Genomic DNA, 25759 nt, shown 5'->3' with positions numbered 1-25759 from the left:
GGCCGCCCTTGGCGTTTCGCCCGCCTATCTCTCCGCGCTCGAACACGGCAACCGATCGGAGCCGAGCTGGGAGTTCATCCAGCGCGTGATCGGCTATTTCAACATCATCTGGGACGAGGCCGAGGAACTGCAGACGCTCGGCGGCCTATCCCGGCCCAAGGTGACCATCGACACCTCGGGCCTCACGCCCAAGGCGACCGAGATCGCCAACAGGCTGGCCTCCGCCATCGGCCGCCTTGACGCTGCTGCACTCGAGGCGATCGGCCGGCTGATCGACGAGTCGTCGGCACCGTCAGAGCCGGGCGGGAAAGCCGCGATGGCCCGTCGCAGGGGTCGCAAGCTGTCGCCGTAGTGCTGCGCAGGGTGATTTTGGGTTCTTGGCGAGTGTTGCCGGCTTGTGGCGACGGGAGAGAGGGTCAGGGGGCGATGATGCGGCGCAGCTCTTCTTCGTGCGCGTTGACCAGCCAGCCGTAATAGTTCTCGGTCGGCCCCTTCGGCTTCAGTCCGCTGCTCTTCCGCTTGCGGTTTTCCTCCGCCAGCGCCGCGGCCCGGCGGGCGGAATTGCCGACATTGTAGAGCGTCGCGGTCAGGCCGGGATTCTTGGAAATGTCGAACCCGGCGATGGTGCGGTAATTGTCGATCGATTCGGCGATCGACGCCGCCATGTAGGCAAGCGTCGAATCCGGGTCCATGATCGCCTTGTAGACTTCCGCCGCATTGCCGGCGCTCAGTTTCCTCAGCCGCGACACCTTGTTGACCCGATCGGTATGGGTAAGCGCCGTCAACGGGTTGAGCTGGCCCAGGCCGAAAGTCTGGCCGGCATAGAAGGGCTGGAAGAACACCGCCCCGAAGCGGTCATCCGGATAGGACTTGTCCCCCACCTTCCTGCCCCGGAACGTCTTTTCCCAGACCTCCTCGCGGCAGGTCCAGAGCTCCGCCGAATCGGCGTTCTCGTCGCAGCCTGCAAATTCGGGTCGCTGGACGAAATCGACGACGGACTCGCCCTTGTGCTCGAACCGGAACCGTTCGCCCGCATAGGAGATCGCCTTGACGTAATAGGTCTGCAACTGGTCATAGGCATCGACATTGTAGGTGTGTTCGCCCACGAGCGCGCCGACGATATGGATCGGGTCGATCTTGTAGAGCGCCGACACCTTGCGGATTTTCTGCTGAAGCTTGGCGTCCTCGGCGATCAGATCGCGGATTCTCTCGTATTTGGCGTCGAAGGTGGATTTGGTCGCCTCTGTGCGCCGCTTCGAGGCACCCGGGATCTCGGGCTGGCGGACATTGCGGTTTCCCGGCGACACCAGCTCGGCGGAAAAGGACTGCGGCGCCTGCGCCAAGCTCAGGGTGAACGCGACCAGGATCGCGGTCACGGCTTTGAGCTTGCTGCTGGGGACGATCATGTTCTTCTCCAAGGGGCACAACGCGACGCGGACCCTTCGCCACCCCGCCTGCCGCCTTACTAGCCTCGCACGCGGGGCAGACGGCTCAAAGGATGAAACGCGACAGGTCGGTATTCTGGGCAAGGTCGCCGACGTGTTCCCGGACATAGTCTGAATCAATCGTGATTGTCGAGCCCGGCTGGTCCGGCGCGTTGAAAGAAATCTCGTCGAGAACCCGCTCCATCACCGTCTGCAGGCGTCGCGCGCCGATGTTCTCGATGGTCGAATTGAGGTGCACCGCCACTTCAGCAAGCGCGTCGATGGCGTCCTCGGTGAATGCCAGCGTCAGGTTCTCGGTGGCCATCAAAGCCACGTATTGCTTGATCAGGCTGGCTTCGGTTTCCGTGAGGATCCGGCGGAAATCGTCCTTGCCCAGCGCCCGCAGCTCCACCCGGATCGGCAGCCGGCCCTGCAGTTCGGGAAGCAGGTCCGAGGGCTTGGAGACGTGGAAGGCGCCCGAGGCGATAAACAAAATGTGATCGGTCTTCACCGGCCCGTATTTGGTGGCGACCGTGGTGCCTTCGACCAGCGGCAGCAGATCGCGCTGCACGCCCTCGCGAGACACGCCCGCACCCATGCCGCCTTCGCGCGAGGCGATCTTGTCGATCTCGTCGATGAAGACGATGCCGTCATCCTGCGCCGACTTCAGCGCTTCCTGGTGGATCTGCTCCATGTCGAGCAGCTTGTCGGATTCGTCGTTGATCAGCGAATCGTAGGATTCGCGCACCGTCGTCCGGATCTTGCGGGTGCGCCCGCCCATCGCCTTGCCGAACAGCTCGCCGATGTTGAGCACGCCGACATTGGCGCCCGGCATGCCGGGCAGCTCGAACTGCGGCATGCCCGAGGACGTGTCGGCCACCTCGATCTCGATGTCCTTGTCGTCGAGCTGCCCGTCGCGCAGCTTCTTGCGGAAGGAATCCCGCGTCCCCGGCGAGGCGGTGTTGCCCACCAGCGCGTCAAGCACGCGTTCCTCGGCATTGAGCCGGGCCTTGGCCTCCACCTCGCCGCGCTTGCGGTCGCGCACCAGCGTGATGCCGACCTCGACCAGATCGCGGATGATCTGCTCGACATCGCGGCCGACATAGCCGACCTCGGTGAACTTGGTGGCCTCGACCTTGACGAAGGGCGCGCCGGCGAGCCGCGCCAGACGGCGCGAGATTTCGGTCTTGCCGACGCCGGTGGGCCCGATCATCAGGATGTTCTTGGGCATCACCTCCTCGCGCAGCAGGCCCTCGAGCTGCTGCCGGCGCCAACGGTTCCTTAGCGCGATCGCGACAGCGCGCTTGGCGTCGCTCTGGCCAATGATGAACCGGTCGAGTTCGGAGACGGTTTCGCGGGGGGAGAAATTGCTCATGGGAGGATCATGCCTTTATGGGGGGAAGCCTGTTCAGCCACGATGTGGGTAGAATCGGCCGGATAATCAAGCGGCGGATGCGCTGCCAGCCCGCGCCGAACAGGATCACCATGGCGCCGACGGCGATCAGGATCAGGGCGAAAGGCGGGATTCCGGTGGTGTTGGCGGCCCCGTTGACCAGGTAGTAGATTCCGACCGACCCGAAATAGGCGAGCGTCGGCGCCAGCAGCGAACGCCGGTCGATGGCCAGCGCCACCAGCACGAACATCGCCATCATCAGCCCCAGCAGCACTCCGGCGGTCATGCCCGGCTCGATCTGGCCCGACAGCACCTCCTGGCCGGTGGCCAGGATGAACAGCGGATGCACCAGCAGCGGCGCCGAGACCACGTGCAGCCAGAAGGCACAGTCCGACCACACCGTCTGGCGCTCGCGGTCGCGCAGGTCGAGCGCGACGGCAATCGCGAAGATGATCAGGCCGCACACCAGCGGCACCGCCAGGGCGTTGGAAAGCACCTCGGCAAGCTGATCGGCCGCGGGAGCGGCGACCGCGCCGCTGACCATCCGGTCATGATAGACCACCACCGCGCCGAGAAACGCCAGGCCCGTCGCGGCGATCGCCGCCACGGCGGCCAGCACCGGGACCTTGAAGCGCAGGAAATACAGGCTCGCCGCGGCGATCATGCCGCCGCCGAGGATCAGCCCGATCGGCCAGGCGTCCGACCTGAGCGCGAGCAGCGAGAAGGCGTTGAGCGTTGTCGGCAGTTCGAACCGCGCCAGGATGAAATCGATGAGCAGGGACAGGATCGCGGCGCTGAAAGTCAGCGCCAGCAGGGTGCTCGACAGCCGCATCCGCTTCTGCCGTGTGACGATCTCGGCCACGATCCAGCTCGCCAGCGCCAGGATCGGCGCGATCGCAACGCTGTCGGTCGGGAACACCGCGCGCAGCGCAAACAGCGCGCCGGAAAACAGAAGCACGATGCCGACGGTGACGAAAATGTCGTTGCCGCCGCCGACCAGCCTCATCTGGTCATCGACCGAAAGCGTCGGGGCGAGGTCCGAGGAGGAACCGGACCGGTCGCCGGTGCGGACCAGGTCCAGCAGCGCGTCGCGTTGCGCGGGCTGGAGAATGCCCCGGGCAACCGCGCGATCGAGCGTCGCTTCGTCAATCATGCGGATATGCCTTCGGTCGGAGGGGTATTGGCAATGAGCCGCAGGATCGGAAGCGGCAGGCTGCAGGCGTGCGACGATTCACGTGAAACACTCGAAGGCGCCTCGCCAGGCGGCGGGACCGGACGGGCCGCAGCCCATCCGCCCCGATCCGCGCGGTGTCAATCGAGCTCAAGTTTTTCGATCACGATGTTGGAATTGGTGTAGACGCAGATGTCGCTGGCGATTTCCAGGGCCCGGCGGGCGATTACCTCGGCCGACTTGTCGGAATCCATCAGAGCGCGTGCCGCGGCGTAGGCATAATTGCCGCCAGACCCGATCGCCATCGTGCCGTGTTCGGGCTCGAGCACGTCGCCGGTGCCCGTCACCGCCAGTGTCACGGACTTGTCGGCCACCAGCATCATCGCCTCGAGCCGCCTGAGATAGCGGTCGGTGCGCCAGTCCTTGGCGAGCTCGACGGCGGCGCGGGTCAATTGGCCCTGATACTGCTCGAGCTTGGCTTCGAGCCGTTCGAGAAGCGTGAAGGCATCGGCGGTGGCGCCGGCGAAACCGGCGATCACGGCGTCGTCCTTGCCGATCCGCCGGACCTTGCGCGCATTGCCTTTCATCACGGTCTGGCCCAGGCTGACCTGCCCGTCGCCCGCCATGATCACCTGATTGCCTTTGCGCACGGTGATGATGGTGGTCGCATGCATCGTGCCGTAGGGATTGTGCTCGCCCATGGGGCATCCTTTCCTTCAAGCGGCGGCAGCCGCACTGTATCGATCTTCGCTCTATGTAAGCCTGCCGCAGGCGATTGCAAACCGGGCGGCGCCGTCTCGCGCCCGCATTGCAGCAAAGCCGTCTGGATATTTGTCGTGCGGACTGGTAATGAGCCCGCCTAAGCCCTGCCCCATGCCTTGCCGGGAGACGTCCGATGCCCAAGACCCAGCCCGCGCGCGCAGCCTCCGTCGCCCGCAAGACCAATGAAACCGACATTTCCGTGTCGCTGTCCGTCGACGGCACCGGCACCGGGTCGATTTCGACCGGCATCGGCTTCTTCGACCACATGCTCGAGCAGCTCTGCCGGCATTCGCTGATCGATCTCGACATCAAGGCCAAGGGCGACCTGCACATCGACGACCACCACACCGTCGAGGACACCGGAATCGCCATCGGCCAGGCGCTGGCAAAGGCGCTGGGCGACCGCAAGGGCATAAACAGATATGCCTCGCTCGATCTCGCCATGGACGAGACCCTGACGCGCGCGGCGATCGACATCTCCGGGCGCCCGTTTCTGGTCTGGGACGTGGCCTTCACCGCGCCCAAGATCGGCTCCTTCGACACCGAGCTGGTCCGCGAATTCTTCCAGGCGCTGGCCCAGCATGGCGGCATCACCCTGCATGTCGCCAATCTCTATGGCGCCAACAGCCATCACATTGCCGAGACCTGCTTCAAGGCGGTGGCCCGGGTGCTGCGCACGGCCTGTGAAGTCGATCCCCGGCAGAAGGACCGGATCCCCTCGACCAAGGGATCGCTGGCCTGACCCGGCGCGGATGTCCGGCCGAACGGAGTGAACCGTCATGACTTCCTATCTCGTATTGGCCAGCCCCGGGGCGCGCACGCCGGATGAACGGTCGGTGGTGATCGCCGACCGGTTCGCGTGGCTTGCCTTCATCGCGCCGGTGATCTGGCTGCTGTTCAACCGGCTCTGGCTCGAGGCCCTGGCGGCGGCGCTGGTGACGGTGGCCGCAGGCCTGCTCGCCGGAAGCCTCGATCTGACGGCGGCCGGTCTGACGATCGGCCTCGCGCTGCAGTTGATTGTCGCGCTCGAAGGCCGGACCTGGCGCGCCGCAGCGCTGGAGCGCCGCGGCTGGCGGCTTGTCGATGTGGTGGAGACCGAGGATGCCGACACCGCTTTTGAAATTCACGCCGCGCGGGCTTCAAGTCCGGAGGCCTCACCCGCGCCGGAGACGGTCCGGTCCGGCCGGACGCCGCTGATGCCGGGTCGCGCAGGCGGGGGGCACGCGGGCTCCATCGGCCTCGTGCCGGTCGAAAGGACATGAGCCCGATGCAGGTCGTCATCGTCGATTACGGTTCGGGCAATCTCCGCTCGGCCCTCAAGGCCTTCGAGCGCGCCGCGCGCGAAGCGGGCGTCTCCGCCGACATCAGGCTCAGCGCCGAGGCCGATCATGTCGCGGCCGCCGACCGCGTCGTCCTGCCGGGCGTCGGCGCCTATGCCGATTGCCGCGCCGGGCTTGACGCCATCGACGGCATGGACGCGGCGCTGCGCCACGCCGTCGAGACCCGATCGCGGCCGTTCCTGGGCATCTGCGTCGGCATGCAACTGATGTCGACCCGCGGCCTGGAAAAGACCGTGACGCCGGGCTTTGACTGGATCTCCGGCGACGTGGTCGAAATCAAGCCGTCGAATCCGGCTTTGAAGATTCCGCAGATCGGCTGGAACACGCTCGACCTCACGCGCGAGCATCCGCTGTTCGACGGCATTCCGACGGGACCTGACGGCCTGCACGCCTATTTCGTCCACTCCTATCATTTGGCGGCGAACAATCCGGCCGATGTGCTCGCCACGACCGATTACGGCGGGACGGTGACAGCCGCCGTCGCCCATGAAAACCGGGCGGGCACCCAGTTCCACCCGGAGAAGAGCCAGACCCTGGGTCTGGCCCTGATCGCAAATTTCCTCAGATGGAAGCCCTGACATGATCCTGTTTCCCGCGATCGACTTGAAAGATGGCCAGTGCGTCCGGCTCAAGCTCGGCGAAATGGACTCGGCCACCGTCTACAACGAGGATCCGGCGGCCCAGGCCCGTACCTTCGAGGAGCAGGGCTTCGAGTGGCTGCATGTGGTCGATCTCAACGGCGCCTTCGAGGGCCAGTCGGTCAATGGCGCCGCGGTCGAGGCGATTCTTGCGGCGACGAAGAACCCGGTGCAGCTCGGCGGCGGCATCCGCACCCTCGCCCATATAGAGGCCTGGCTGGACAAGGGCCTGGCCCGGGTGATCCTCGGCACCGTCGCGGTGCGCGACCCCGATCTGGTCAAGCAGGCTTGCAGGCTGTTTCCGGGCCGCGTCGCCGTCGGCATCGACGCCAAGGGCGGCAAGGTGGCGGTGGAAGGCTGGGCCGAGGCCTCGGAACTCGGCGTCATCGAGCTGGCGCAGCGCTTCGAGGGCGCGGGCGTCGCAGCCCTCATCTACACCGACATCGACCGCGACGGCGTCCTCACCGGCATCAACTGGGAATCGACCATCGAACTGGCGGACGCGGTGTCGATCCCGGTGATCGCCTCGGGCGGCCTGGCCTCGATCGCCGACATCGTCCGCATGAAGATGCCCGACGCCGCGCGCCTCGAAGGCGCGATCTCCGGCCGGGCGCTCTATGACGGGCGCATCGATCCGGCCGAGGCGCTCGGCATTCTCAACGGCACGCTTGCGGTCGAACCCGCGACATTCGAGGACCCGGACCGCTCATGACCCTCAAATCCCGCGTCATCCCCTGCCTGGATGTGAAGGACAGCTTGCGCGACCCGCAGCAGCTTTGCCGCGAGGACGCGCAAACCGGAAAGGCGGCCGTCCGATGCTGAAATCCCGTGTCATTCCGTGCCTCGACGTGAAGGATGGCCGCGTGGTCAAGGGCGTCAATTTCGTTGATCTGATCGATGCCGGCGATCCGGTCGAGGCGGCCAAGGCCTATGATGCGGCCGGCGCCGACGAATTGTGCTTTCTCGACATCACCGCCTCCTCGGACAACCGCGAGACCATCTACGATGTGGTGGCGCGGACGGCCGAGCACTGCTTCATGCCCCTGACAGTCGGCGGCGGGGTCCGCGCCGTGTCCGACATCCGCAAGCTGCTGCTGGCCGGCGCCGACAAGGTGTCGATCAACACCGCGGCGGTCAGCAATCCCGATTTCGTCGCCGAAGCCGCCGACAAGTTCGGCAACCAGTGCATCGTGGTGGCGATCGACGCCAAGAAGGTCTCATCCCCCGGAGAACAGGACCGCTGGGAGATCTTCACCCATGGCGGCCGCACACCCACCGGCATCGAGGCCATCGGCTTCGCCCGCAAGGTCGTCGATCTCGGCGCCGGCGAGATCCTGCTCACCTCGATGGACCGTGACGGCACCAAGTCCGGCTACGACATTCCGCTCACCCGGGCGCTGGCCGATGCGGTGCGAGTGCCGGTGATCGCCTCGGGCGGGGTCGGCACGCTCGATCACCTGGTCGAGGGCATTCGCGACGGCCACGCCACCGCCGTGCTCGCGGCCTCGATTTTCCATTTCGGAACCTATACGATCCACCAGGCCAAACAGCACATGGCCGATGCCGGGCTCGCCATGCGCATGGTCTGACCGGGCCATCGCGGCAGGATTTGAGGAGACGCCGACGCAATGACCAGCTTCACACTCGCCGATCTCGAGCGGATTGTCGCCGAGCGCGCGTCGGCCGATCCGGCAAGCTCCTGGACCGCCAAGCTCGTCGCCGCCGGCATGCCGAAGGCCGCCAAGAAGCTCGGCGAGGAAGCCGTCGAGACCGTGATCGCTGCGACCTCGCAGGGCCGCAGCGAACTGGTCGGTGAAACCGCCGATCTTCTCTACCATCTCATGGTGGTGCTGAAGATCGCCGATGTGCCTCTTGGCGAGGTGATGCAGGAATTGGAAGGCCGGACCGCGCAATCGGGCCTTGCCGAGAAAGCCGGGCGCAAGTCGGAGTAGAAATGGACCAGACCGATATCCAGCCGCGAAAGCTCGATCATTTTACCGCGGACGAGTTTTCGCCCTACCGGTTCTTTACAGCCGAGAAATGGGCGGAGTTTCGTGCCGACACGCCGCTGACCCTGACCGAGGACGAGGTTCGCCGGCTTCGGTCCCTCAACGATCCGATCGATCTCGACGAGATCCGCAGGATCTATCTGTCGCTGTCGCGGCTGCTGTCGGCCCATGTCGAATCCTCGCAATTGCTGTTCGAACAGCGCAAGCGATTCCTGAGCCTCGCCGACGTGACCAAGACGCCGTTCATCATCGGCATCGCCGGGTCGGTGGCGGTGGGCAAGTCCACCACCGCCCGGGTGCTGACCGAGCTTCTGGCGCGCTGGCCCTCGAGCCCGAAGGTGGATCTGGTGACCACCGACGGCTTTCTCTATCCCAACGAGGTGCTGCGGCGCGAAAACCTGATGGATCGCAAGGGATTTCCCGAAAGCTACGATGTCGGCGCGGTGCTCAGGTTTCTCTCCGAGATCAAGGCCGGCCAGCACAATGTCCGCGCGCCCTGCTATTCGCACCTGACCTATGACGTGTTGCCGGGCGAATACACCTATATCGACCGGCCCGACATCCTCATCTTCGAGGGAATCAACGTCCTGCAGGTGCGGGACCTGCCCGAGGGCGGCAGGATCATCCCCTTCGTGTCCGATTTCTTCGATTTTTCGATCTATATCGACGCCGAGGAGTCCGACATCCACAAATGGTATGTCGACCGCTTCATGAATCTCAGGCAGACCGCCTTCCGCAACCCCGACTCCTTCTTCCACCGCTATGCCGCCATCAACGAGGACGCCGCCCGCGCCATCGCCGAGAGCCTGTGGCAGAACATCAACCTCAAGAACCTCAGGCAGAACATCCTGCCGACGCGGCCGCGCGCCGATCTGATCCTGCGCAAGGGCCCGAATCACCTCATCGAACAGGTGGCGCTGCGGAAATTGTGAGGGACATTGCCGGGATGCGCCGGAAGCCTAGCCGCTGACCCGCCTCAGCGTCAGGTTGATGCGGCCGCCATCCCGGAGCAGCGTCGAGGTGGTCGGGTAGATCCGGTCGACGCCGTGGAACACCAGCCGGCTTTCGCCGCCGAGCACGACGACGTCGCCGCTTTCCAGCCGGAATGAGCGCGTCGGCTGGCTGCGTTCGGTTCCGCCGACGCGGAACAGGCAGGCGTCGCCCAGGGACACCGACAGAACCGGCGCGGAGAAATCCTGCTCGTCCCGGTCCTGGTGCAGGCCCATGCGGGCCTTGTCGTCGTAGAAATTGACCAGGCAGGCCTGCGGCGGCCGTGAATCTCCGCTCAGCTCCCGCCAGAGCTGCAGGAGCATGTCCGGAATCGGCGGCCACGGCGCGCCCGTGACCGGATGCCGGTCCTGGTAGCGGTATCCGGCCTTGTCGGCGACCCAGCCGAGGTCGCCGCAATTGGTCATCCGCACGCTCAGCGGCTTGCCGGTGCGCGGCATCTCAGGACGGTAGAGCGGCGCCTGGCCGACCACCGTCCGGATCTCGTTCACCAGTTGCTCCTGCCCGGCCCGGTCGAGATGGCCGGGGATGTGGCGAAGCCCTTTGGGCAGGACGAGCATCGGTTGCCTTCCGGGTCGGCCGTCGGTTCAGGCGGTTTCGAGATCGGGAATCCGCAGCACCTGGCCCGGATAGATCTTGTCGGGATGCGACAGCATCGGACGGTTGGCCTCGAAGATCACCGTGTGTTTCGGTCCCTTGCCCTTGCCATAGGCGGCCTCGGCGATCTTCCAGAGATTGTCGCCCTTCTTCACCGTGTGGAAGCGCGGCGCCTTGGCGGGGGTGGAGGCCTTGACCAGTTCGGTCATGTCGGCGGTGCCGAGCGACAGGCCGGAGTCGGGCAGGACCACCTTCAGGTCGGCCGCCTCCACCTTGGAGATGCCGAGCGTATTGCCGACCGCGATGATGGCCTTCTCGAAGATCGACTGATCCTCGACGACGCCGGACAGGACCACCTTGTCGCCCTCGACCTTCACGTCGACCTTGTCGGTGCCGAGCTTGAAGGAATCGAGCTCCTTCTTGACCGCATCGGCCTCAGGCGCGTCCTCGTCGCCGCCGATGCCGAGTTTCTTTCCCGCCGATTTGATGAAATCGAAAATGCCCATGAGCCTCTGTCTCCCGGTGTGAATTCATGCTGACTAAAGCACGCCGCGCTGCGGTCTGCCAATACATACCTTTGCGCGCTAGTCGTCGGTGACCTTGCCGCGGGCTTTCTTGATGGTGGCGCGGCCCGACTTGGCCGCCAGCCGGCGCTCCACCGATCCGCGCGTCGGCTTGGTCTTGCGCCGTGGCGGCGGTGGCGGCTCGGACGCCTGGTCGATCAGCTCGATGAGCCGCTCGCGCGCGTCGGCGCGGTTGCGTTCCTGGGTGCGGAAGCGGTTGGCCTCGATGATGAGGACGCCGTCCTTGGACACGCGGCTGCCGCCGAGGCGGAGCGCGTTGGTCTTCACCCGCTCGGGCAGCGACGGCGAATTGCGGATGTCGAACCGCAACTGCACCGCCGTAGCGACCTTGTTGACATTCTGCCCGCCGGGGCCGGAGGCGCGGATGAAGCTTTCGCTGAGTTCCCAGGCGGCAATCACGATGCCCCGCGCGGCATGCAAGGGCATCGAGCTCATGGCGCGGTCTTCCAGAACAGGATCTCGTCCTCGGCCTTGCGGCCGATCGCCGGAACCGTCGCGCCCTTGGCGGGGTGGCCGGCGACCAGGAGCACCAGCGGCTTTTCATTGTCCGGCCGGCCGCAGATCTCGTTGAGGAACCCCATCGGCGAAGGCGTGTGGGTGAGCGTTGCAAGCCCGGCCGCATGCAGCGACGCGATCATCAGGCCGATGGCGATGGAGACCGATTCGGGCACATAATAGTGCTTGATCCTGCGGCCCTCGGCATCGGTGCCCCAGCGCTGGGCGAAGATGGCGATCAGCCAGGGCGCCGTTTCCAGGAACGGCTTCTCCCAGTCGGTGCCCAGATGCGCGAGCGCCCCCAGCCATTCCTCGCCGGCGCGGCCATTGTAGAAGGCGCGCTCTTCCTCCTCGGCGGCCAGCCTGATGGCGCGCTTGGCCTCGGGATCGCCGATGGCGACAAAGCTCCAGGGCTGCTGGTTGGCGCCCGACGGCGCCGTGCCGGCGGTGCGGATCGCCAGCCGGATGATTTCCGGGTCGACCGGATCGGGCGAAAAATCCCTCACCGTCCGGCGCGACTGCATCAGCTCGAAAAAAGCCCGCGCGGCGGCCAGCATCTCCGCATCGCTCTTGCGGTCGAGCGAAAGCGCGACTGTCTCAGCGGCCTGGGCCATGCGCCGATCTCCTGCTGCGGACCTTGACCGGCAGAAAATGCGCGACCGGCCCCGTCGGGTCAACGGGGCCGGTCGAACTTTGCCGCGGCGAGGCGGCTGACTACGCCGCCGTGGCCTTGAGCCCGGGCGCCGCATCCAGCACCGACTCATCGACATGGGGCTCGAACTTGGCGAAGTTCTCGATGAACATCCTGACCAGGCGGCTGGCCGATGCGTCATAGGCCTGCTGGTCCGTCCAGGTCGAGCGCGGATCGAGGATCGAGCCGTCGATGCCCTCCACCGCCACCGGCACCGCGAAGCCGAAATTGGCGTCCGTGCGGAAATCGACATTTTCCAGCGTTCCATCGAGCGCAGCCGACAGCAGCGCCCGGGTCACCTTGATCGGCATGCGCCGGCCGGCGCCATAGGCGCCGCCGGTCCAGCCGGTGTTGACCAGCCAGCAACTGACCTGGTGGTCGTTGATCAGCCTGCGCAGCAGGTCGCCATATTCCGAGGGGTGCCGCGGCATGAACGGCGCGCCGAAGCAGGTCGAGAACGTGGCTTCGGGTTCGGTGACGCCCTTCTCGGTGCCGGCGACCTTGGCGGTGTAGCCCGACAGGAAGTGGTACATCGCCTGTTCCGGCGTCAGCTTGGCGATCGGCGGCATCACGCCGAAGGCGTCGGCCGTCAGCATGATGATGCTTTTCGGATGGCCGGCGAGGCCGGTGCTGCTGGCGTTGGGGATATAGTGCAGCGGATAGGCGCAGCGGGTGTTTTCGGTGAGCGAGCCGTCATCGAAATCGGGGATGCGGTTCTCGTCGAGCACGACATTTTCCAGGACCGTGCCGAAGCGCTGCGTGGTCTCGAAGATTTCCGGCTCCGCCTCGCGCGACAGCCGGATGGTCTTGGCGTAGCAGCCGCCTTCGAAATTGAACACGCCGCTCGTGCCCCAGCCATGTTCGTCGTCGCCGATCAGCGTCCGCTTGGGATCGGCCGAGAGCGTGGTCTTGCCGGTTCCCGACAGGCCGAAGAAGATCGCCGTGTCGTCCTTGTGGCCGACATTGGCCGAGCAGTGCATCGGCATCACGCCTTCCTTGGGCAGCAGGTAGTTGAGCACGGTGAACACCGACTTCTTGATTTCGCCGGCATAGGACGTGCCGCCGATCAGCACCAGACCCTTGTCCAGATTGACCGCGATCACCGTCTCCGAACGGCAGCCGTGACGCGTCGGATCGGCGCGGAAGGAGGGCAGGTTGATGATCGTCAGTTGCGGGGTGAAGCCCTCGAGCACGGCGCGGTCGCGGCGGATCAGCATGTTGCGGATGAACAGCGCGTGCCAGGCATAGGCTGTGATGATCCGGGCGTTGAGCGCGTATTTGTGGTCGGCGCCGCCGACGAGGTCCTGAACGAACAGATCCTGGTCATTGGCATGGGCCAGCATGTCGGCATGGAGCACATCGAAGGCCTCCGGCGACATCGGGTTGTTGTTGTCCCACCAGATCTGGCTGTCAGTGGAGGCGTCGCGGACGATGAACTTGTCCTTGGCGGAGCGGCCCGTGTGCTGTCCGGTCAGCGCCCTGAGCGCGCCATGCGCCGTCAGCGAAGCCTCGCCCCGCGCCACGGCGAGTTCGACCAGTTCGGCCTCGCAACTGTTGTACCGCACCAGGCCAGTGGTGGTCAGGCCGTTCAGACCGATGTCAGACGAAGGATTACGCACTCCCAAATCCTTACTCATTTCGGATTCCTTTTCACTATGGCGCAAGAGGGGGTCAGATTTGGCCGGACCATAGGGTCGAGGTTTCCAAAAAACAACAAGTAATTCGTTGAATATTTAATGAAATCAAAGTATTAATCGATTTAAAAAATCAAGCCCCGGTTTTAATCGGTTCAAGTGCGGATTGCCGCCGGGCCGCCCGGTCCAATCAGAGAATGACAGCGCACGGGATCTGTGCCACATTTTGTTCTCACTTTATCCTCATGGACGTGGCGGGCGGGACCCGGCGATGGCGCGACGACGCGGCTGACCCGGAAAAGCGGGGGCACTTCCAGAGAGGCGTGCTTGACCATGATGGAGACGACAGACATGCAGACAATCGCGCTCGTCGACGACGACCGCAACATCCTTACCTCGGTTTCGATTGCGCTCGAAACGGAAGGGTATCGTGTTGAAACCTACACCGATGGCGCCTCCGCCCTGGACGGATTGCTGGCGCGTCCTCCGCAGCTAGCCATTTTCGACATCAAGATGCCCCGCATGGACGGGATGGAGCTTTTGCGCCGCCTGCGCCAGAAGTCCGATATTCCGGTGATCTTCCTCACATCCAAGGATGAGGAGATCGATGAACTGTTCGGCCTGAAGATGGGCGCCGACGATTTCATCACCAAGCCGTTCTCGCAGCGGCTTCTGGTCGAGCGGGTCAAGGCGGTGCTGCGCCGCGCCGCCAACCGCGAGGCCTCGGCCACGCCCGGCCGTGCGGCGACGGCGCCGACCAAGTCGCTCGAGCGCGGCAACCTGGTCATGGACCAGGAGCGCCACACCTGCACCTGGAAGAACGAGCCGGTGACCCTGACCGTGACCGAATTCCTCATCCTGCAGTCGCTGGCGCAGCGGCCGGGCGTGGTCAAGAGCCGCGACGCGCTGATGGATGCCGCCTATGACGAACAGGTCTATGTGGACGACCGGACCATCGACAGCCACATCAAGCGGCTGCGCAAGAAGTTCAAGATGGCCGACGACGATTTCGACATGATCGAAACGCTCTACGGCGTGGGCTACCGCTTCAGGGAATCGGCATGACCCTTGCTGCTCGTGCCGGATGTGTGATGTGGCGACGGCGGCATGACGGCTGAAACCGAGGACATGGCGGCTGGCGAGGACGAGGGTGTTCCCGAACCGCGCCGGTCGAAAGGCTGGATCCATCCGGTGACCCTGGTGCGCCGGATGTTCGGCAACCTGATCTTTTCGAGCCTGACGCGGCGCATCCTGTTTCTCAACCTGGCGGCGCTGATCGTTCTGGTCTCAGGGATCCTCTATCTCAACCAGTTCCGCGAGGGCCTGATCGACGCCCGGGTGGAAAGCCTGCTGACCCAGGGCGAGATCATCGCCGGCGCGGTCGCGGCTTCGGCCTCGGTCGACACCAACTCGATCACCATCGATCCCGAGAAACTGCTCGAGCTGCAGGCCGGCCAGAGCATTTCGCCGACCAATTCCAACGAGAACCTGGATTTCCCGATCAATCCGGAGCGCGTGGCCCCGGTGCTGCGGCGGCTGATCTCGCCCACCCGGACGCGCGCGCGCATCTATGACGGCGACGCCAGCCTGATCCTCGATTCCCGCTATCTCTACTCAAGCGGACAGGTGCTGCGCTATGACCTGCCGCCGGCCGATGCCGGCCCCACCAGCCTCACCGAAACCATGGGCACCTGGTTCAACCGGTTTTTCCAGCGCCGGGATCTGCCGCTCTACCGCGAGCCGCCGGGGGCGGACGGATCGATCTATCCCGAGGTGATGAACGCGCTGACCGGCGGCCGCGGCGCCGTCGTCCGGGTGACGGACAAGGGCGAGCTGATCGTGTCGGTGGCGGTCCCGGTGCAGCGCTTCCGGGCGGTTCTGGGGGTGCTGCTGCTGTCGACCCAGGCCGGCGACATCGACAAGATCGTCCATGCCGAGCGGATGGCGATCTTCCGGGTGTTCGGCGTCGCCGCGATGGTCACCATCGTGCTGTCGCTGCTTCTGGCCAGCACCATCGCCACGCCGCTCCGGCGCCTGTCGGCGGCCGCCGTGCGGGTGCGGCGCGGCGTGCGGGCGCGCGAAGAGATCCCGGATTTCTCGGACCGGCAGGACGAAATCGGCAATCTGTCGGTCGCCCTGCGCGACATGACCAACGCGCTGTATGACCGGATCGCCGCCATCGAAAGCTTCGCCGCCGATGTCAGCCACGAGCTCAAGAACCCGCTCACCTCGCTGCGCAGCGCGGTCGAGACCCTGCCGCTGGCCCGCAACGAGCAGTCCCGCAAGCGGCTGATGGACGTCATCCAGCACGACGTCCGCCGCATGGACCGGCTGATCAGCGACATCTCCGACGCGTCGCGGCTCGACGCCGAACTCGCCCGCCAGGACGGCGTCGCCGTCGACATGAAGAAGCTGCTCACCGATCTGGTCGATCTTGCCCGGCAGATCCGCGCCGGCGGCAAGGTGGTCGCGATCGAGCTGAAGGTCGACGGCCGCAACACCTCGGCTTCGGCCTTCACGGTGCTCGGCCACGATTTGAGACTCGGGCAGGTCGTCACCAACCTGATCGAGAACGCCCGGTCCTTCGTGCCCGAGACTGACGGCCGCATTACCATAAGGCTCGCCCGCCGCCGCGGCACGGTCCAGGTCGTGATCGAGGACAACGGCCCCGGCATCCGCGCCGAAGTCATCGACCGCGTGTTCGAGCGGTTCTACACCGACCGTCCCGACGGCGAGGACTTCGGCCAGAATTCCGGCCTGGGCCTGTCCATCAGCCGCCAGATCATCGAGGCCCATGGCGGGCACCTGACCGCGGAGAACATTCCGGGCAAGGAAGAGGGCCAATGGGCCGGCGCGCGCTTCACCATCGAGCTTCCGGCCGAGCGCCCATGACGGAGGGGGAAGTCGCAGCCGGCCAGACCGCTCACGCGACCGCGATCGTGGTCGGCTCCGCCGGCCTGTTGTTTGTCGGCGAGTCCGGAGCCGGAAAGAGCCGCACCGCCTTTGCCTGTCTCGCGGCGGCGCAGGCCCGCGGCTGGAACGCGGCGCTGGTCGCCGACGACCGGACCCAGCTTGCAGTCCGGGGCGGCCGCTGCCTTGCCTCCTGCCCCGAACCGATCCGCGGCCTGCTCGAGCTGCGCGGCACCGGCATCGTGTCCCTGCCGCGGGTCGAATGCGCGGTCATGGATCTCGTGGTGGCCCTGGCCGAGCCCTCCGCCGCCACCCGCCTTCCCCCCGACTCTGAAACCTTCTCGTGCAACGCGGTCTCGCTGCCACTCCTGCGTCTGTGGCACCTTGGCGCAGCCGATCCGCTTTCCTGCATCATGGCGAGCCGCCCGGGGCTGTTTTTGGCGCGATGAACCGCGCGGCGGGCAGATTTGCTACAAATGTGACGTTTTTTGGCTTGAACTTCGCCTGCTTCTGTCCAAGATGAAAATTCAAACAGTTCGCAGCTGCGAAACAAGAGGCATGGCCTGGTGACATACCGGCTGAGCGATATGCTGCTGGAGGCAATATGATCGGATTGGTGCTTGTCACCCATGGCAAGCTCGCGGAGGAGTTCCAGCATGCGCTCGAGCATGTGGTCGGACCGCAAACCGCACTTGAAACAGTCTGTATCGGCCCCGAGGATGACATGGACCAGCGCAGGCTGGATATCGTCGGAGCGGTATCGCGCGTCGAAAGCGGCCATGGCGTGATCATCCTCACCGACATGTTCGGCGGCACCCCGTCCAACCTGTCGATCTCGGTGATGGATTCGGGGCGCATCGAGGTCATCGCCGGGGTCAACCTGCCGATGCTGATCAAGCTCGCGGGAGTCCGCGGCGCCAATGACATGCAGAAGGCGCTCGCCGACGCCCAGGATGCGGGACGCAAATACATCAATGTCGCAAGCCGCCTGCTGACCGGCAAATGATGGTTGCCGCCTCCACCAAATCTCGGTGCTTCGAGATCGTCAACAAGCGCGGCCTGCACGCCCGGGCGTCGGCGCGGTTCGTCCAGACCGTCGAGGGCTACGACGCCACGGTGCGGGTGACGCGGGAAGGCTCCACCGTCGGCGGAACCTCGATCATGGGATTGATGATGCTGGCCGCCAGCCCCGGATGCTCGATCCTGGTCGAAGCCGAAGGCCGCCAGGCGGACGAGCTGCTGGACGCGCTCGAGGCGCTGATCGCAGGCCGTTTCGGCGAAGAAGCCTGAATATTCCCACATAAAGACATCTTTATATCATGTTGCCAGTGGACCGGTTTCCTGCTATGGCAGCGGCCATGCAATCCAGCCTGTCCTGTCTGGATCTCAAACCGTTTGGGAAAAACCTATGACTGACACCCATGACTACGTCGTCGCCAATATCGAGCTGGCCGATTACGGCCGCAAGGAGCTTGATATCGCCGAAACCGAAATGCCCGGCCTGATGGCGCTGCGCGAGGAATTCGGTGCGCAGAAGCCGCTCAAGGGCGCGCGGATCGTCGGCTCGCTGCACATGACCATCCAGACCGCGGTGCTGATCGAAACGCTCACGGCGCTCGGCGCCAACGTGCGCTGGGCGTCGTGCAACATCTTCTCCACCCAGGATCATGCCGCCGCAGCCATCGCCCGGAGCGGCGTTCCGGTGTTCGCCGTCAAGGGCCAGAGCCTCGAGGAGCACTGGGACTATCTCGACAAGTCCTTCCAGTTTGCCGACGGACCGAACCTGATCCTCGACGATGGCGGCGACGCCACGCTCTACGTGCTGCTCGGCGCCCGCGCCGAGGCCGGCGAGGACATCATCCCGGTTCCCGCGTCCGACGAGGAAGCCGTCATCAAGCTGCAGATCAAGAAGCGCATGGAAGCCTCGCCCGGCTGGTTCACCAAGCTGCGCGACCAGATCGTCGGCGTCTCCGAGGAGACGACCACCGGCGTCCACCGTCTGTATGAACTGCAGAAGAAGGGCCTGCTGCCCTTCCCGGCCATCAACGTCAACGATTCCGTCACCAAGTCGAAGTTCGACAACAAGTATGGCTGCAAGGAATCGCTTGTCGACGGCATCCGCCGCGCCACCGACACGATGATGGCCGGCAAGGTCGCCGTCGTCTGCGGCTACGGCGATGTCGGCAAGGGCTCGGCGGCGTCGCTGCGCGGCGCCGGCGCCCGCGTCAAAGTCACCGAAATCGACCCGATCTGCGCGCTGCAGGCCGCCATGGACGGCTTCGAGGTGGTGCTGCTTGAGGATGTGGTCAAGACCGCCGACATCTTCATCACCACCACCGGCAACCGCGACGTGATCCGCCTCGAGCACATGCGCGAGATGAAGGACATGGCGATCGTCGGCAATATCGGCCACTTCGACAACGAGATCCAGGTCGCGGCCCTCCGGAACCACAAATGGACCAACATCAAGGACCAGGTGGACATGATCGAGATGCCCTCGGGCAACCGCATGATCCTGCTGAGCCAGGGCCGCCTGCTCAATCTCGGCAACGCCACCGGCCACCCGAGCTTCGTCATGTCGGCCTCCTTCACCAACCAGGTGCTGGCCCAGATCGAGCTCTGGACCAAGGGCGACGAGTACAAGAACCAGGTCTATGTGCTGCCCAAGCACCTCGATGAAAAGGTCGCCCGGCTGCATCTCGACAAGATCGGCGCCAAACTGACCCAGCTTCAGACCGAGCAGGCCGACTATATCGGCGTGACCGTCGAGGGTCCGTTCAAGCCGGAACACTACCGGTACTAATTTCCGGACAGATACCCACAACATATTGAAGCCGCATCCTTGACAACAAGGGTGCGGTTTCTTTTTGCGCATCTTCCCCTTCACCGTGATTCGCGAAGCAGGTATGTTTTTCCTCATTGATTCGTTTTGCGTTGTGGCGGCGCGAGGAACGGATTGGCGATGTCTAGTCAGACAGACTGCGAGGGGACGAAGACATGCCGGTGAACAGAGATTCACACGGGCGGGGCTGGGTCATCGGCATCAGGCGTGCCGCGACCCCCGACCGTTCCGCCTTCCGGCGCAAAGTCCTCGCCGGGACCGCTTTGCTCTCCGGCTGCATGGCCCCCGCCGGCGCGGCGCTGGCCCAGGCCCCCGAAGGCCTGTCCGTCTCCTCCCTCGAAGTGGTCAATTTCGCCATGGTCATCGGCGCCATCTCGGCGGCCATGATCTCGGCCATCTGGATGATCCGCGAGCGCGCCAAGATCGATGTCGAGAACGCCGGGCTGAAGACGGCGCTGGCCGACGTCAATGCCAAGCTCTCCCGGCACCAGGCCCTGATCGTCGACAAGGACCGGCAGATCGTGGTGTGGGACGGCGTTGGCCTGCCCGCCGAAATGCTCGGAAATCTTGCCGCCGAGACCGGAGCGCCGCAGAAGCCGGGCGAGTTCCTGGCTTTCGGCCGCTGGCTGGAGCCGCGGTCCGCGGCCGCGATCGATGAGGCCATCGACAGGCTCAGGGCCCAGGCCGAACGCTTCGACCTGATCGTCGAGACCGTCCGCGGCCATGTCATCGAGGCGCAGGGCCGGGTCTCGGGCGGCCGCGCCTTCGTCCGCTTCGTCACCCTCTCCAATGTCCGCGCCGAACTCGCCGAGCTGAAGACCGAGCGCAACCGGCTGCTGGCCTCGCTCGACACGTTCCAGACCCTGCTCGACGTGATCGACATGCCGGTGTGGCTGCGCGGGCCGGAGGGCAAGCTTCTCTGGGTCAACAATGCCTATACCCGCGCTGTCGAGGGCGAGGACCGGCAGGCCGTGCTGACCCGCGGCCTCGAGCTGCTCGGAACCGCAGCGCGCGAGCGGGTTCGCGCCGAGGTGACGCCGGAACGGCCGTTTCTCGACAAGGTGTCCACCGTTATTCACGGCCATCGCCGTTTCCTCGAAGTCGCCGACGTCAAGACGCCCTCCGGCAATGCCGGCCTGGCGCTCGATGTCTCGATCGAGGAGGACCTGCGCGAGGAGTTGCGGCGCACGATCCAGAGCCACGCCGAGACCCTCGACCATCTGGCGACGCCGGTGGCGATCTTCGACCGCGACCAGCGGCTGCAGTTCCACAACCAGGCCTTCCAGCGGCTGTGGGAGCTCGATACGCCGTTTCTCGCCCGCCGGCCCGACAATGGCGAGTTTCTCGAACGCCTGCGCGCCGAGGGCAAGCTGCCCGAGCCGCATTCCTGGCGCGAATGGAAGGAGCAGATCCTCTCCGCCTACCGCTCGGTGGAAACCACGCCGCATCTCTGGCACCTGCCCGACGGCCAGACGCTCAATGTCTTCGCCAACGCCCACCCCCAGGGCGGCGTCACCTGGGTGTTCGAGAACCTGACCGAGAAGGTCGATCTCGAAACCCGCTACAACACGCTTCTGCAGGCCCAGGGCGAGACCATCGACAATCTCGCCGAGGGCGTGGCGGTGTTCGGCCCCGACGGCAAGATCCGGCTGTCCAACCCCTCGTTCCGGGCGCTCTGGGGCTTGAACGAGCAGCAGGTCAAGCCCGGCACGCATATCAGGCTGATTGCCGAAGCCTGCGAGCCGTCCCATCGCGAGGCCGACGGCTGGAAGCTCTTCGCCGGCGCCATCACCGGCTTCGAGGACGAGCGCCGCACCCGCGAAGGCCGAATCGAACTGACCACCGGCCTCATTCTCGATTACGCCATCGTGCCGCTGCCCAACGGCCAGACGATGATCGCCTTCGTCAATGTCACCGACAGCGTTGGCGCCGAGCGCATGCTGACCGAGAAGAACGAGGCGTTGCGCAAGGCCGATGCGCTCAAGAACGAATTCGTCCAGCATGTGTCCTATGAATTGCGCTCGCCGCTCACCAACATCATCGGCTTCACCGAACTGCTCAGGACCCCGGATTTCGGCACGCTCAACGAGCGCCAGTCGGAGTACCTCGATCATATCTCGACCTCGTCCTCGGTGCTTCTGACCATCGTCAACGACATTCTCGATCTCGCCACCGTCGATGCCGGCATCATGCGGCTGGAGCCGGAAACCGTGAATATCAAGGCGCTTTTCGCCGAGGCCGGCGAACAGATTTCCGACCGGCTCAAGGAAAGCGGGCTTTCGCTGGAGATCAGCACCGCCGGTGCGCCCGAGGAAATGACCGGGGACTACCAGCGGCTCAAGCAGATCCTGTTCAAGCTGTTGATGAATGCCGCGAATTTCGCCCCCGAAGGCTCGGTCGTGCGCCTAGCCTGCACCCGGGAAGAGAATGCGATCGTCTTCTCGGTGTCCGATTCCGGTCCCGGAATTCCCGAGAACGCCCGCAAGGACGTCTTCGCCCGCTTCGAGACCAACGGCCAATCCGGCCGCCGCCGCGGCGCCGGTCTGGGCCTGTCGATCGTCCAGAGCTTTGTCGGGCTGCACAACGGCACCGTCTCCATCGAAAGCGCCGAAGGCGGCGGGGCGACCATTGTCTGCCGCTTTCCGGCCGACCGTCCGCTTGCCCGCAACGCGGCCGAGTAGCACGTTCATGGCTGCTGCCCCCGTGCGCCTCGAACTGACCGACCTTGCGGCCACGGTGCGGTTCGCCGAAGACGTGGCGCTGGCGCTGAAGCCGGGCGACTGCCTGTGCCTTTCGGGCGATCTCGGCGCCGGCAAATCCACCTTCGCCCGCGCCCTGATTCGCGCCATCGCCGACGATCCGGAGCTCGAGGCGCCAAGCCCGACCTTCACCCTGGTGCAGACCTATCGGCTGCGCCTGCCCGTCGCCCATCTCGATCTCTACCGCATCGGATCGCCCGACGAACTGGACGAACTCGGCCTCGACGATGCGCTGGCCGAAGGCGCGGCCCTGGTCGAATGGCCGGAAAAGGCGCTCGAGCGCCTGCCGCAGGACAAGATCCTGATGCGTTTCGACGGTACCGGCGACATCCGCACGCTCACCCTGTCCGCGCCCGCCGATTTCGGCACGCGGCTTGCGCGCTCCCGCGCCGCCCGCAAATTTCTCGAGGACGCGGGTCTTGGCACTGCTGCCCGCCGCCATTTGCAGGGCGACGCCTCGTCGAGAACCTACGAGATGATCCATCCGACCGAGGGCAATCCGGTCATCCTGATGAATGCGCCGCGCCGGCCCGATGGTCCACCGATCAGGGATGGCCTGCCCTATTCGCAGATTGCCCATTTGGCCGAGGACGTGGTGCCCTTCGTCGCCATCGCCACCTGGCTTCGCGCCCAGGACCTGGCCGCGCCGGAAATCCTGGCACAGGATCTCGACCAGGGCTTCCTGCTCGTTGAAAACCTCGGTTCAGCCGGTATCCTCGATGCCGAGGGCCGGCCCGATCCGGAGCGTTATGGCCTGGCCATCGACGTGCTCGCCGATCTGCATTTCCGGCAGCCGCCCCACGCGCTTCCGATCGACGGGCGCACGCACCAGGTTCCGGCTTACGATGCCAGGGCGATGCAGATCGAAGTGGAGCTCCTGACCGACTGGTACCTGCCCTGGAAGCGCGGCGGCGCGGTCTCCGACGACGAGCGCCAGGCCTTTCTCGATCTCTGGCGCGGCCTGTTCGCCCGCCTCGACAGCGCCGAACAGACGCTCGTGCTGCGCGACTACCATTCGCCCAACCTGATCTGGCGGGACGACAGGTCCGGCTTCGACCGGCTCGGCATCATCGATTTCCAGGACGCGATGATCGGCCCGTCGGCCTATGACGTGGCCTCGCTGTGCCAGGACGCGCGCGTGACCGTGCCCCAGGATCTTGCCGACCTGCTGCTCGATCGCTATGTGGCCGCCCGCCTCGCCGGCACTCCGGATTTCGATGAGAAGAGGTTCCGCGAGGCCTATGCGATCATGGCGGCGCAGCGGGCGGCGAAGATCCTCGGCATCTTCGTCCGCCTCAAACAGCGAGACGGAAAACCCGGCTATCTGCGCCATCTGCCGCGGATGGAAGCCTATATCTCGGCTTCTCTTGCCCATCCGGTGCTGCAACCCTTGCGCTTCTGGTTCACACAGGCTGGTATCGGCGAACCCGAATCATAGACCGGAACCGCCGTGCCGATTGAGATCCCATCCGCCATGATCCTTGCCGCGGGGCTTGGCACCCGCATGCGCCCGATCACCGACACAATGCCCAAGCCGCTGGTCGAGGTGGCGGGCAAGCCGTTGATCGCCTACGGGCTCGAAGCGCTCGACCGGCTCGGTGTCCCCCGCATCGTCGTCAATGTGCATTACCTGGCGCCGATGCTGACCGAGTGGCTCCAGGCCCGGCCCGGTCCGGAGATCCTGATTTCCGATGAAACCTCGCAATTGCTCGATTCGGGCGGCGGCGTCGCCAAGGCCTTGCCGATTCTCGGTCCGGATCCGTTCCTGATCCTCAACGCCGACACGTTCTGGATCGAGGATCCGGATGCCGGGCGCGACAATCTCGCGATGATGGCCGATCGTTTCGATTCCGAATCAATGGACATCCTGCTGCTGACCGCCGGGCTCCAGCAGGCCACCGGCCATACCGGCGCCGGCGATTTCACCATCGATCGCGACGGCCGGCTGCACCGCTACAGGGGGACGGGCGAACCCGTCATCTATGCCGGCGCGATCATCCTGCATCCCAGGATCTTTGACGGCATCACGGAGCCGAAATTCTCCCTCAACCGCTGCTTTGACGAGGCCCAGGCCGCCGGACGCCTGTTCGCCGCGCCGATGCGCGGCCATTGGCTCACGGTCGGCACGCCCGAGGCGATCGGCGAGGCGGAAGCCGCGATCGCCGCCTATCTCGGCACAAGCGGACCGGCGCCGTGAGCGGGTCCGCGCCCAGGATTGTCACGATCCCCCCCGGCGCGGCCTTCCTGCGGATGCTCGCCGAAGCGATCCTTTCCGGCAGCCTGGTCACCGGCCTCTGCTACCAGCCCGAAAACCCCCTGTCGCTCGCCGGCGCCACCGTGTTCGTGCCCACCCGCCGTGCGGCACGCGCGCTGCGCTCGGAAATCACCGACCTGATCGGCAAGGGATCGGCGATCCTGCCCTCGATCCGCGCGCTGGGCGAGACCGACGACGATGCCGGCTTCTTCGACGCCGCCGATCCCGAGACGCTGGCGCTCAACCCGCCGATTCCGCAGGTCGCCGCCACGCTGCGGCTGGCCGATCTGGTGCTGGCCTGGAAACAGGCGCTGCCGCAGGCGGTGCGGGATCATCTCGGGGGCCTGCCGCTGGTGGCGCCGGCCAATCCGGCCGATGCGATCTGGCTCGGCCGCGCTCTGTTCGAACTGATCCAGGCGGTGGAAATCGAGGAGGGCGATTTCGCCGGCCTCGACAGCGTCGTCGCGGAGGATCTGCAGCACTGGTGGCAGTTGACCGGCGAGTTTCTCAAGATCGCGCGTGAGTTCTGGCCTTCGCTGCTCGAGGAGATCGCCCGCTCGAGCCCGGCCCTGCACCACAACGCGATGATCGATGTGTTCACGCGAGGCCTCGCAACGGCACCCCCCGGCCGCCCGGTCATCGTCGCCGGCTCCACCGGCACGCGGCCGTCCACCGCCCGGCTGATCGCCACTGTCGCGCGGCTCGACCAGGGCGCCGTGGTCCTGCCCGGCCTCGATCACGCCATGCGGCCGTCCCATTGGCAGGCCCTGGCACGAGCCGCGACCAACCTCACCTCGGCCGATGGCCGCATCCAGGTCGACGTGACGATCCGCAGCCATCCGCAATACGGCCTGCTGCGGCTCCTCGAAACCTCGGGCCTTGACGCCGAGCGCATCGGCGAGATCCCGGAGATCGGCCGGATCGCCCCCGCCCTCACCGCCCGACGCGCCATCGTCTCGGCGGCGCTGCTGCCGGCGGCCACGACCGAGGCCTGGGGCGAGCCCGGCTTCCTGCCCGATGTCCCGGTCGCGAGCCGGGGACTGGAACATGTCAGTCTCATCGAAGCCGCCAACGAGCGCGAGGAAGCGCTGGCGCTCGCCGCAGCCATGCGCCGCGCGCTCGAGCCGCGGCCCGGCCTGGAAGAGCCGACCGCGGCGCTGGTGACGCCCGACCGCAATCTCGCCCGCAGGGTCGTCACCGAACTCGGCCGCTACGGTATCGAGGCCAGTGATTCGGGCGGCATTCCGC

26 protein-coding genes and 1 pseudogene are annotated in these 25759 nt (G+C 65.6%); 18 read left to right on the top strand and 9 right to left on the bottom strand.

Going from position 1 to position 25759, the window contains the following annotated elements:
- Positions 1 to 352 (top strand): transcriptional regulator (locus LL06_RS28195; RefSeq protein WP_035524647.1); only part of this gene is annotated, 352 nt, incomplete at its 5' end.
- Positions 353 to 416: 64 nt separating this feature from the next.
- Here LL06_RS28195 and LL06_RS07900 read toward each other — a convergent pair.
- The 4 genes from LL06_RS07900 to hslV form a co-directional block, all read right to left on the bottom strand.
- The gene (locus LL06_RS07900; RefSeq protein ID WP_035524645.1) at positions 417 to 1406 is read right to left on the bottom strand and encodes a DUF1402 family protein; all 990 of its coding nucleotides are present in this window, start codon (positions 1404 to 1406) and stop codon (positions 417 to 419) included.
- A gap of 85 nt (positions 1407 to 1491) precedes the next feature.
- Entirely contained in the window at positions 1492 to 2799 is a 1308-nt protein-coding gene (gene hslU / locus LL06_RS07895; RefSeq protein ID WP_035524643.1) for an ATP-dependent protease ATPase subunit HslU, read from the bottom strand.
- Between the two features lie 7 nt (positions 2800 to 2806).
- A complete protein-coding gene (locus tag LL06_RS07890; protein ID WP_035524640.1) occupies positions 2807 to 3970 on the bottom strand; it encodes a hypothetical protein in 1164 nt (387 codons plus the stop codon).
- A 158-nt stretch (positions 3971 to 4128) separates the two neighbouring features.
- A complete protein-coding gene (gene hslV, locus LL06_RS07885) occupies positions 4129 to 4689 on the bottom strand; it encodes an ATP-dependent protease subunit HslV (RefSeq protein WP_035524639.1) in 561 nt (186 codons plus the stop codon).
- 194 nt (positions 4690 to 4883) lie between these two features.
- On the opposite strand from hslV, the gene hisB reads away from it, so the two are divergent.
- The 7 genes from hisB to coaA all read left to right on the top strand — a co-directional run bounded on the left by hisB (position 4884) and on the right by coaA (position 9669).
- Complete coding sequence (gene hisB, locus LL06_RS07880) at positions 4884 to 5492, top strand: imidazoleglycerol-phosphate dehydratase HisB (RefSeq protein WP_035524636.1); 609 nt, start codon at positions 4884 to 4886, stop codon at positions 5490 to 5492.
- A gap of 37 nt (positions 5493 to 5529) precedes the next feature.
- Positions 5530 to 6012: a DUF2628 domain-containing protein gene (locus tag LL06_RS07875; protein ID WP_081963770.1), complete on the top strand. Its 483-nt coding sequence runs from the start codon at positions 5530 to 5532 to the stop codon at positions 6010 to 6012.
- A gap of 5 nt (positions 6013 to 6017) precedes the next feature.
- Positions 6018 to 6668: an imidazole glycerol phosphate synthase subunit HisH gene (hisH, locus tag LL06_RS07870; RefSeq protein ID WP_035524634.1), complete on the top strand. Its 651-nt coding sequence runs from the start codon at positions 6018 to 6020 to the stop codon at positions 6666 to 6668.
- Between the two features lies 1 nt (position 6669).
- Positions 6670 to 7440, top strand: a complete 771-nt coding sequence (gene hisA, locus LL06_RS07865; RefSeq protein ID WP_035524632.1) for a 1-(5-phosphoribosyl)-5-[(5-phosphoribosylamino)methylideneamino]imidazole-4-carboxamide isomerase — start codon at positions 6670 to 6672, stop codon at positions 7438 to 7440.
- A 103-nt stretch (positions 7441 to 7543) separates the two neighbouring features.
- Positions 7544 to 8317 carry an imidazole glycerol phosphate synthase subunit HisF gene (gene hisF, locus LL06_RS07860; protein WP_035524629.1) on the top strand — a complete coding sequence of 258 codons (774 nt, stop codon included), beginning with the start codon at positions 7544 to 7546 and terminating at the stop codon, positions 8315 to 8317.
- Positions 8318 to 8356: 39 nt separating this feature from the next.
- A complete protein-coding gene (locus LL06_RS07855) occupies positions 8357 to 8680 on the top strand; it encodes a phosphoribosyl-ATP diphosphatase (RefSeq protein WP_035524627.1) in 324 nt (107 codons plus the stop codon).
- A gap of 2 nt (positions 8681 to 8682) precedes the next feature.
- The gene (gene coaA, locus LL06_RS07850; protein WP_035524625.1) at positions 8683 to 9669 is read left to right on the top strand and encodes a type I pantothenate kinase; all 987 of its coding nucleotides are present in this window, start codon (positions 8683 to 8685) and stop codon (positions 9667 to 9669) included.
- A 27-nt stretch (positions 9670 to 9696) separates the two neighbouring features.
- Here coaA and LL06_RS07845 read toward each other — a convergent pair whose 3' ends face one another.
- The 5 genes from LL06_RS07845 to LL06_RS07825 all read right to left on the bottom strand — a co-directional run bounded on the left by LL06_RS07845 (position 9697) and on the right by LL06_RS07825 (position 13749).
- On the bottom strand, positions 9697 to 10305 hold the full coding sequence (locus tag LL06_RS07845) for an alpha-ketoglutarate-dependent dioxygenase AlkB (RefSeq protein ID WP_035524623.1): 609 nt from the start codon (positions 10303 to 10305) through the stop codon (positions 9697 to 9699).
- A gap of 27 nt (positions 10306 to 10332) precedes the next feature.
- On the bottom strand, positions 10333 to 10848 hold the full coding sequence (gene lysM, locus LL06_RS07840) for a peptidoglycan-binding protein LysM (RefSeq protein ID WP_035524621.1): 516 nt from the start codon (positions 10846 to 10848) through the stop codon (positions 10333 to 10335).
- 78 nt (positions 10849 to 10926) lie between these two features.
- Positions 10927 to 11361: an alternative ribosome rescue aminoacyl-tRNA hydrolase ArfB gene (arfB, locus tag LL06_RS07835; RefSeq protein WP_035524619.1), complete on the bottom strand. Its 435-nt coding sequence runs from the start codon at positions 11359 to 11361 to the stop codon at positions 10927 to 10929.
- Complete coding sequence (locus LL06_RS07830; protein WP_035524616.1) at positions 11358 to 12035, bottom strand: nitroreductase family protein; 678 nt, start codon at positions 12033 to 12035, stop codon at positions 11358 to 11360. Before LL06_RS07830 ends, arfB begins: the two co-directional genes overlap by 4 nt.
- A 100-nt stretch (positions 12036 to 12135) precedes the next feature.
- Positions 12136 to 13749 (bottom strand): phosphoenolpyruvate carboxykinase, encoded by a 1614-nt coding sequence (locus LL06_RS07825; protein WP_035524613.1) that lies wholly within the window; start codon positions 13747 to 13749, stop codon positions 12136 to 12138.
- A gap of 348 nt (positions 13750 to 14097) precedes the next feature.
- Between LL06_RS07825 and LL06_RS07820 the strand changes: the two genes are divergently transcribed.
- The 10 genes and pseudogenes from LL06_RS07820 to LL06_RS07775 all read left to right on the top strand — a co-directional run.
- Positions 14098 to 14811 (top strand): response regulator transcription factor, encoded by a 714-nt coding sequence (locus tag LL06_RS07820; RefSeq protein WP_035524658.1) that lies wholly within the window; start codon positions 14098 to 14100, stop codon positions 14809 to 14811.
- A gap of 63 nt (positions 14812 to 14874) precedes the next feature.
- Complete coding sequence (locus tag LL06_RS07815; protein WP_052161301.1) at positions 14875 to 16638, top strand: sensor histidine kinase; 1764 nt, start codon at positions 14875 to 14877, stop codon at positions 16636 to 16638.
- Entirely contained in the window at positions 16635 to 17105 is a 471-nt protein-coding gene (locus LL06_RS07810; protein ID WP_035524607.1) for a hypothetical protein, read from the top strand. The genes LL06_RS07815 and LL06_RS07810 overlap by 4 nt, the downstream gene beginning before the upstream one ends.
- A 155-nt stretch (positions 17106 to 17260) precedes the next feature.
- Positions 17261 to 17662: a PTS sugar transporter subunit IIA gene (locus LL06_RS07805; protein WP_035524604.1), complete on the top strand. Its 402-nt coding sequence runs from the start codon at positions 17261 to 17263 to the stop codon at positions 17660 to 17662.
- Positions 17659 to 17946, top strand: a complete 288-nt coding sequence (locus tag LL06_RS07800) for an HPr family phosphocarrier protein (protein ID WP_035524602.1) — start codon at positions 17659 to 17661, stop codon at positions 17944 to 17946. The genes LL06_RS07805 and LL06_RS07800 overlap by 4 nt, the downstream gene beginning before the upstream one ends.
- A gap of 118 nt (positions 17947 to 18064) precedes the next feature.
- Complete coding sequence (ahcY, locus tag LL06_RS07795) at positions 18065 to 19459, top strand: adenosylhomocysteinase (RefSeq protein WP_035524600.1); 1395 nt, start codon at positions 18065 to 18067, stop codon at positions 19457 to 19459.
- A gap of 317 nt (positions 19460 to 19776) precedes the next feature.
- Positions 19777 to 22179, top strand: coding sequence for a PAS domain-containing sensor histidine kinase (locus LL06_RS07790; protein ID WP_081963772.1), 2403 nt, complete (start codon positions 19777 to 19779; stop codon positions 22177 to 22179).
- A gap of 7 nt (positions 22180 to 22186) precedes the next feature.
- Positions 22187 to 23695: a tRNA (adenosine(37)-N6)-threonylcarbamoyltransferase complex ATPase subunit type 1 TsaE gene (gene tsaE / locus LL06_RS07785; RefSeq protein ID WP_035524598.1), complete on the top strand. Its 1509-nt coding sequence runs from the start codon at positions 22187 to 22189 to the stop codon at positions 23693 to 23695.
- An 18-nt stretch (positions 23696 to 23713) separates the two neighbouring features.
- Entirely contained in the window at positions 23714 to 24454 is a 741-nt protein-coding gene (locus tag LL06_RS07780) for a nucleotidyltransferase family protein (RefSeq protein WP_035524652.1), read from the top strand.
- A pseudogene (locus tag LL06_RS07775) lies at positions 24451 to 25759 on the top strand (double-strand break repair protein AddB); the annotation flags it as partial. The gene LL06_RS07780 and the pseudogene LL06_RS07775, both read left to right, overlap by 4 nt.

Source organism: Hoeflea sp. BAL378 (assembly GCF_000759435.1).
GTDB lineage: Bacteria > Pseudomonadota > Alphaproteobacteria > Rhizobiales > Rhizobiaceae > Hoeflea.
Note: the sequence above shows the minus strand (reverse complement) of the source record. Positions and strands in the feature narration are given on the sequence as shown.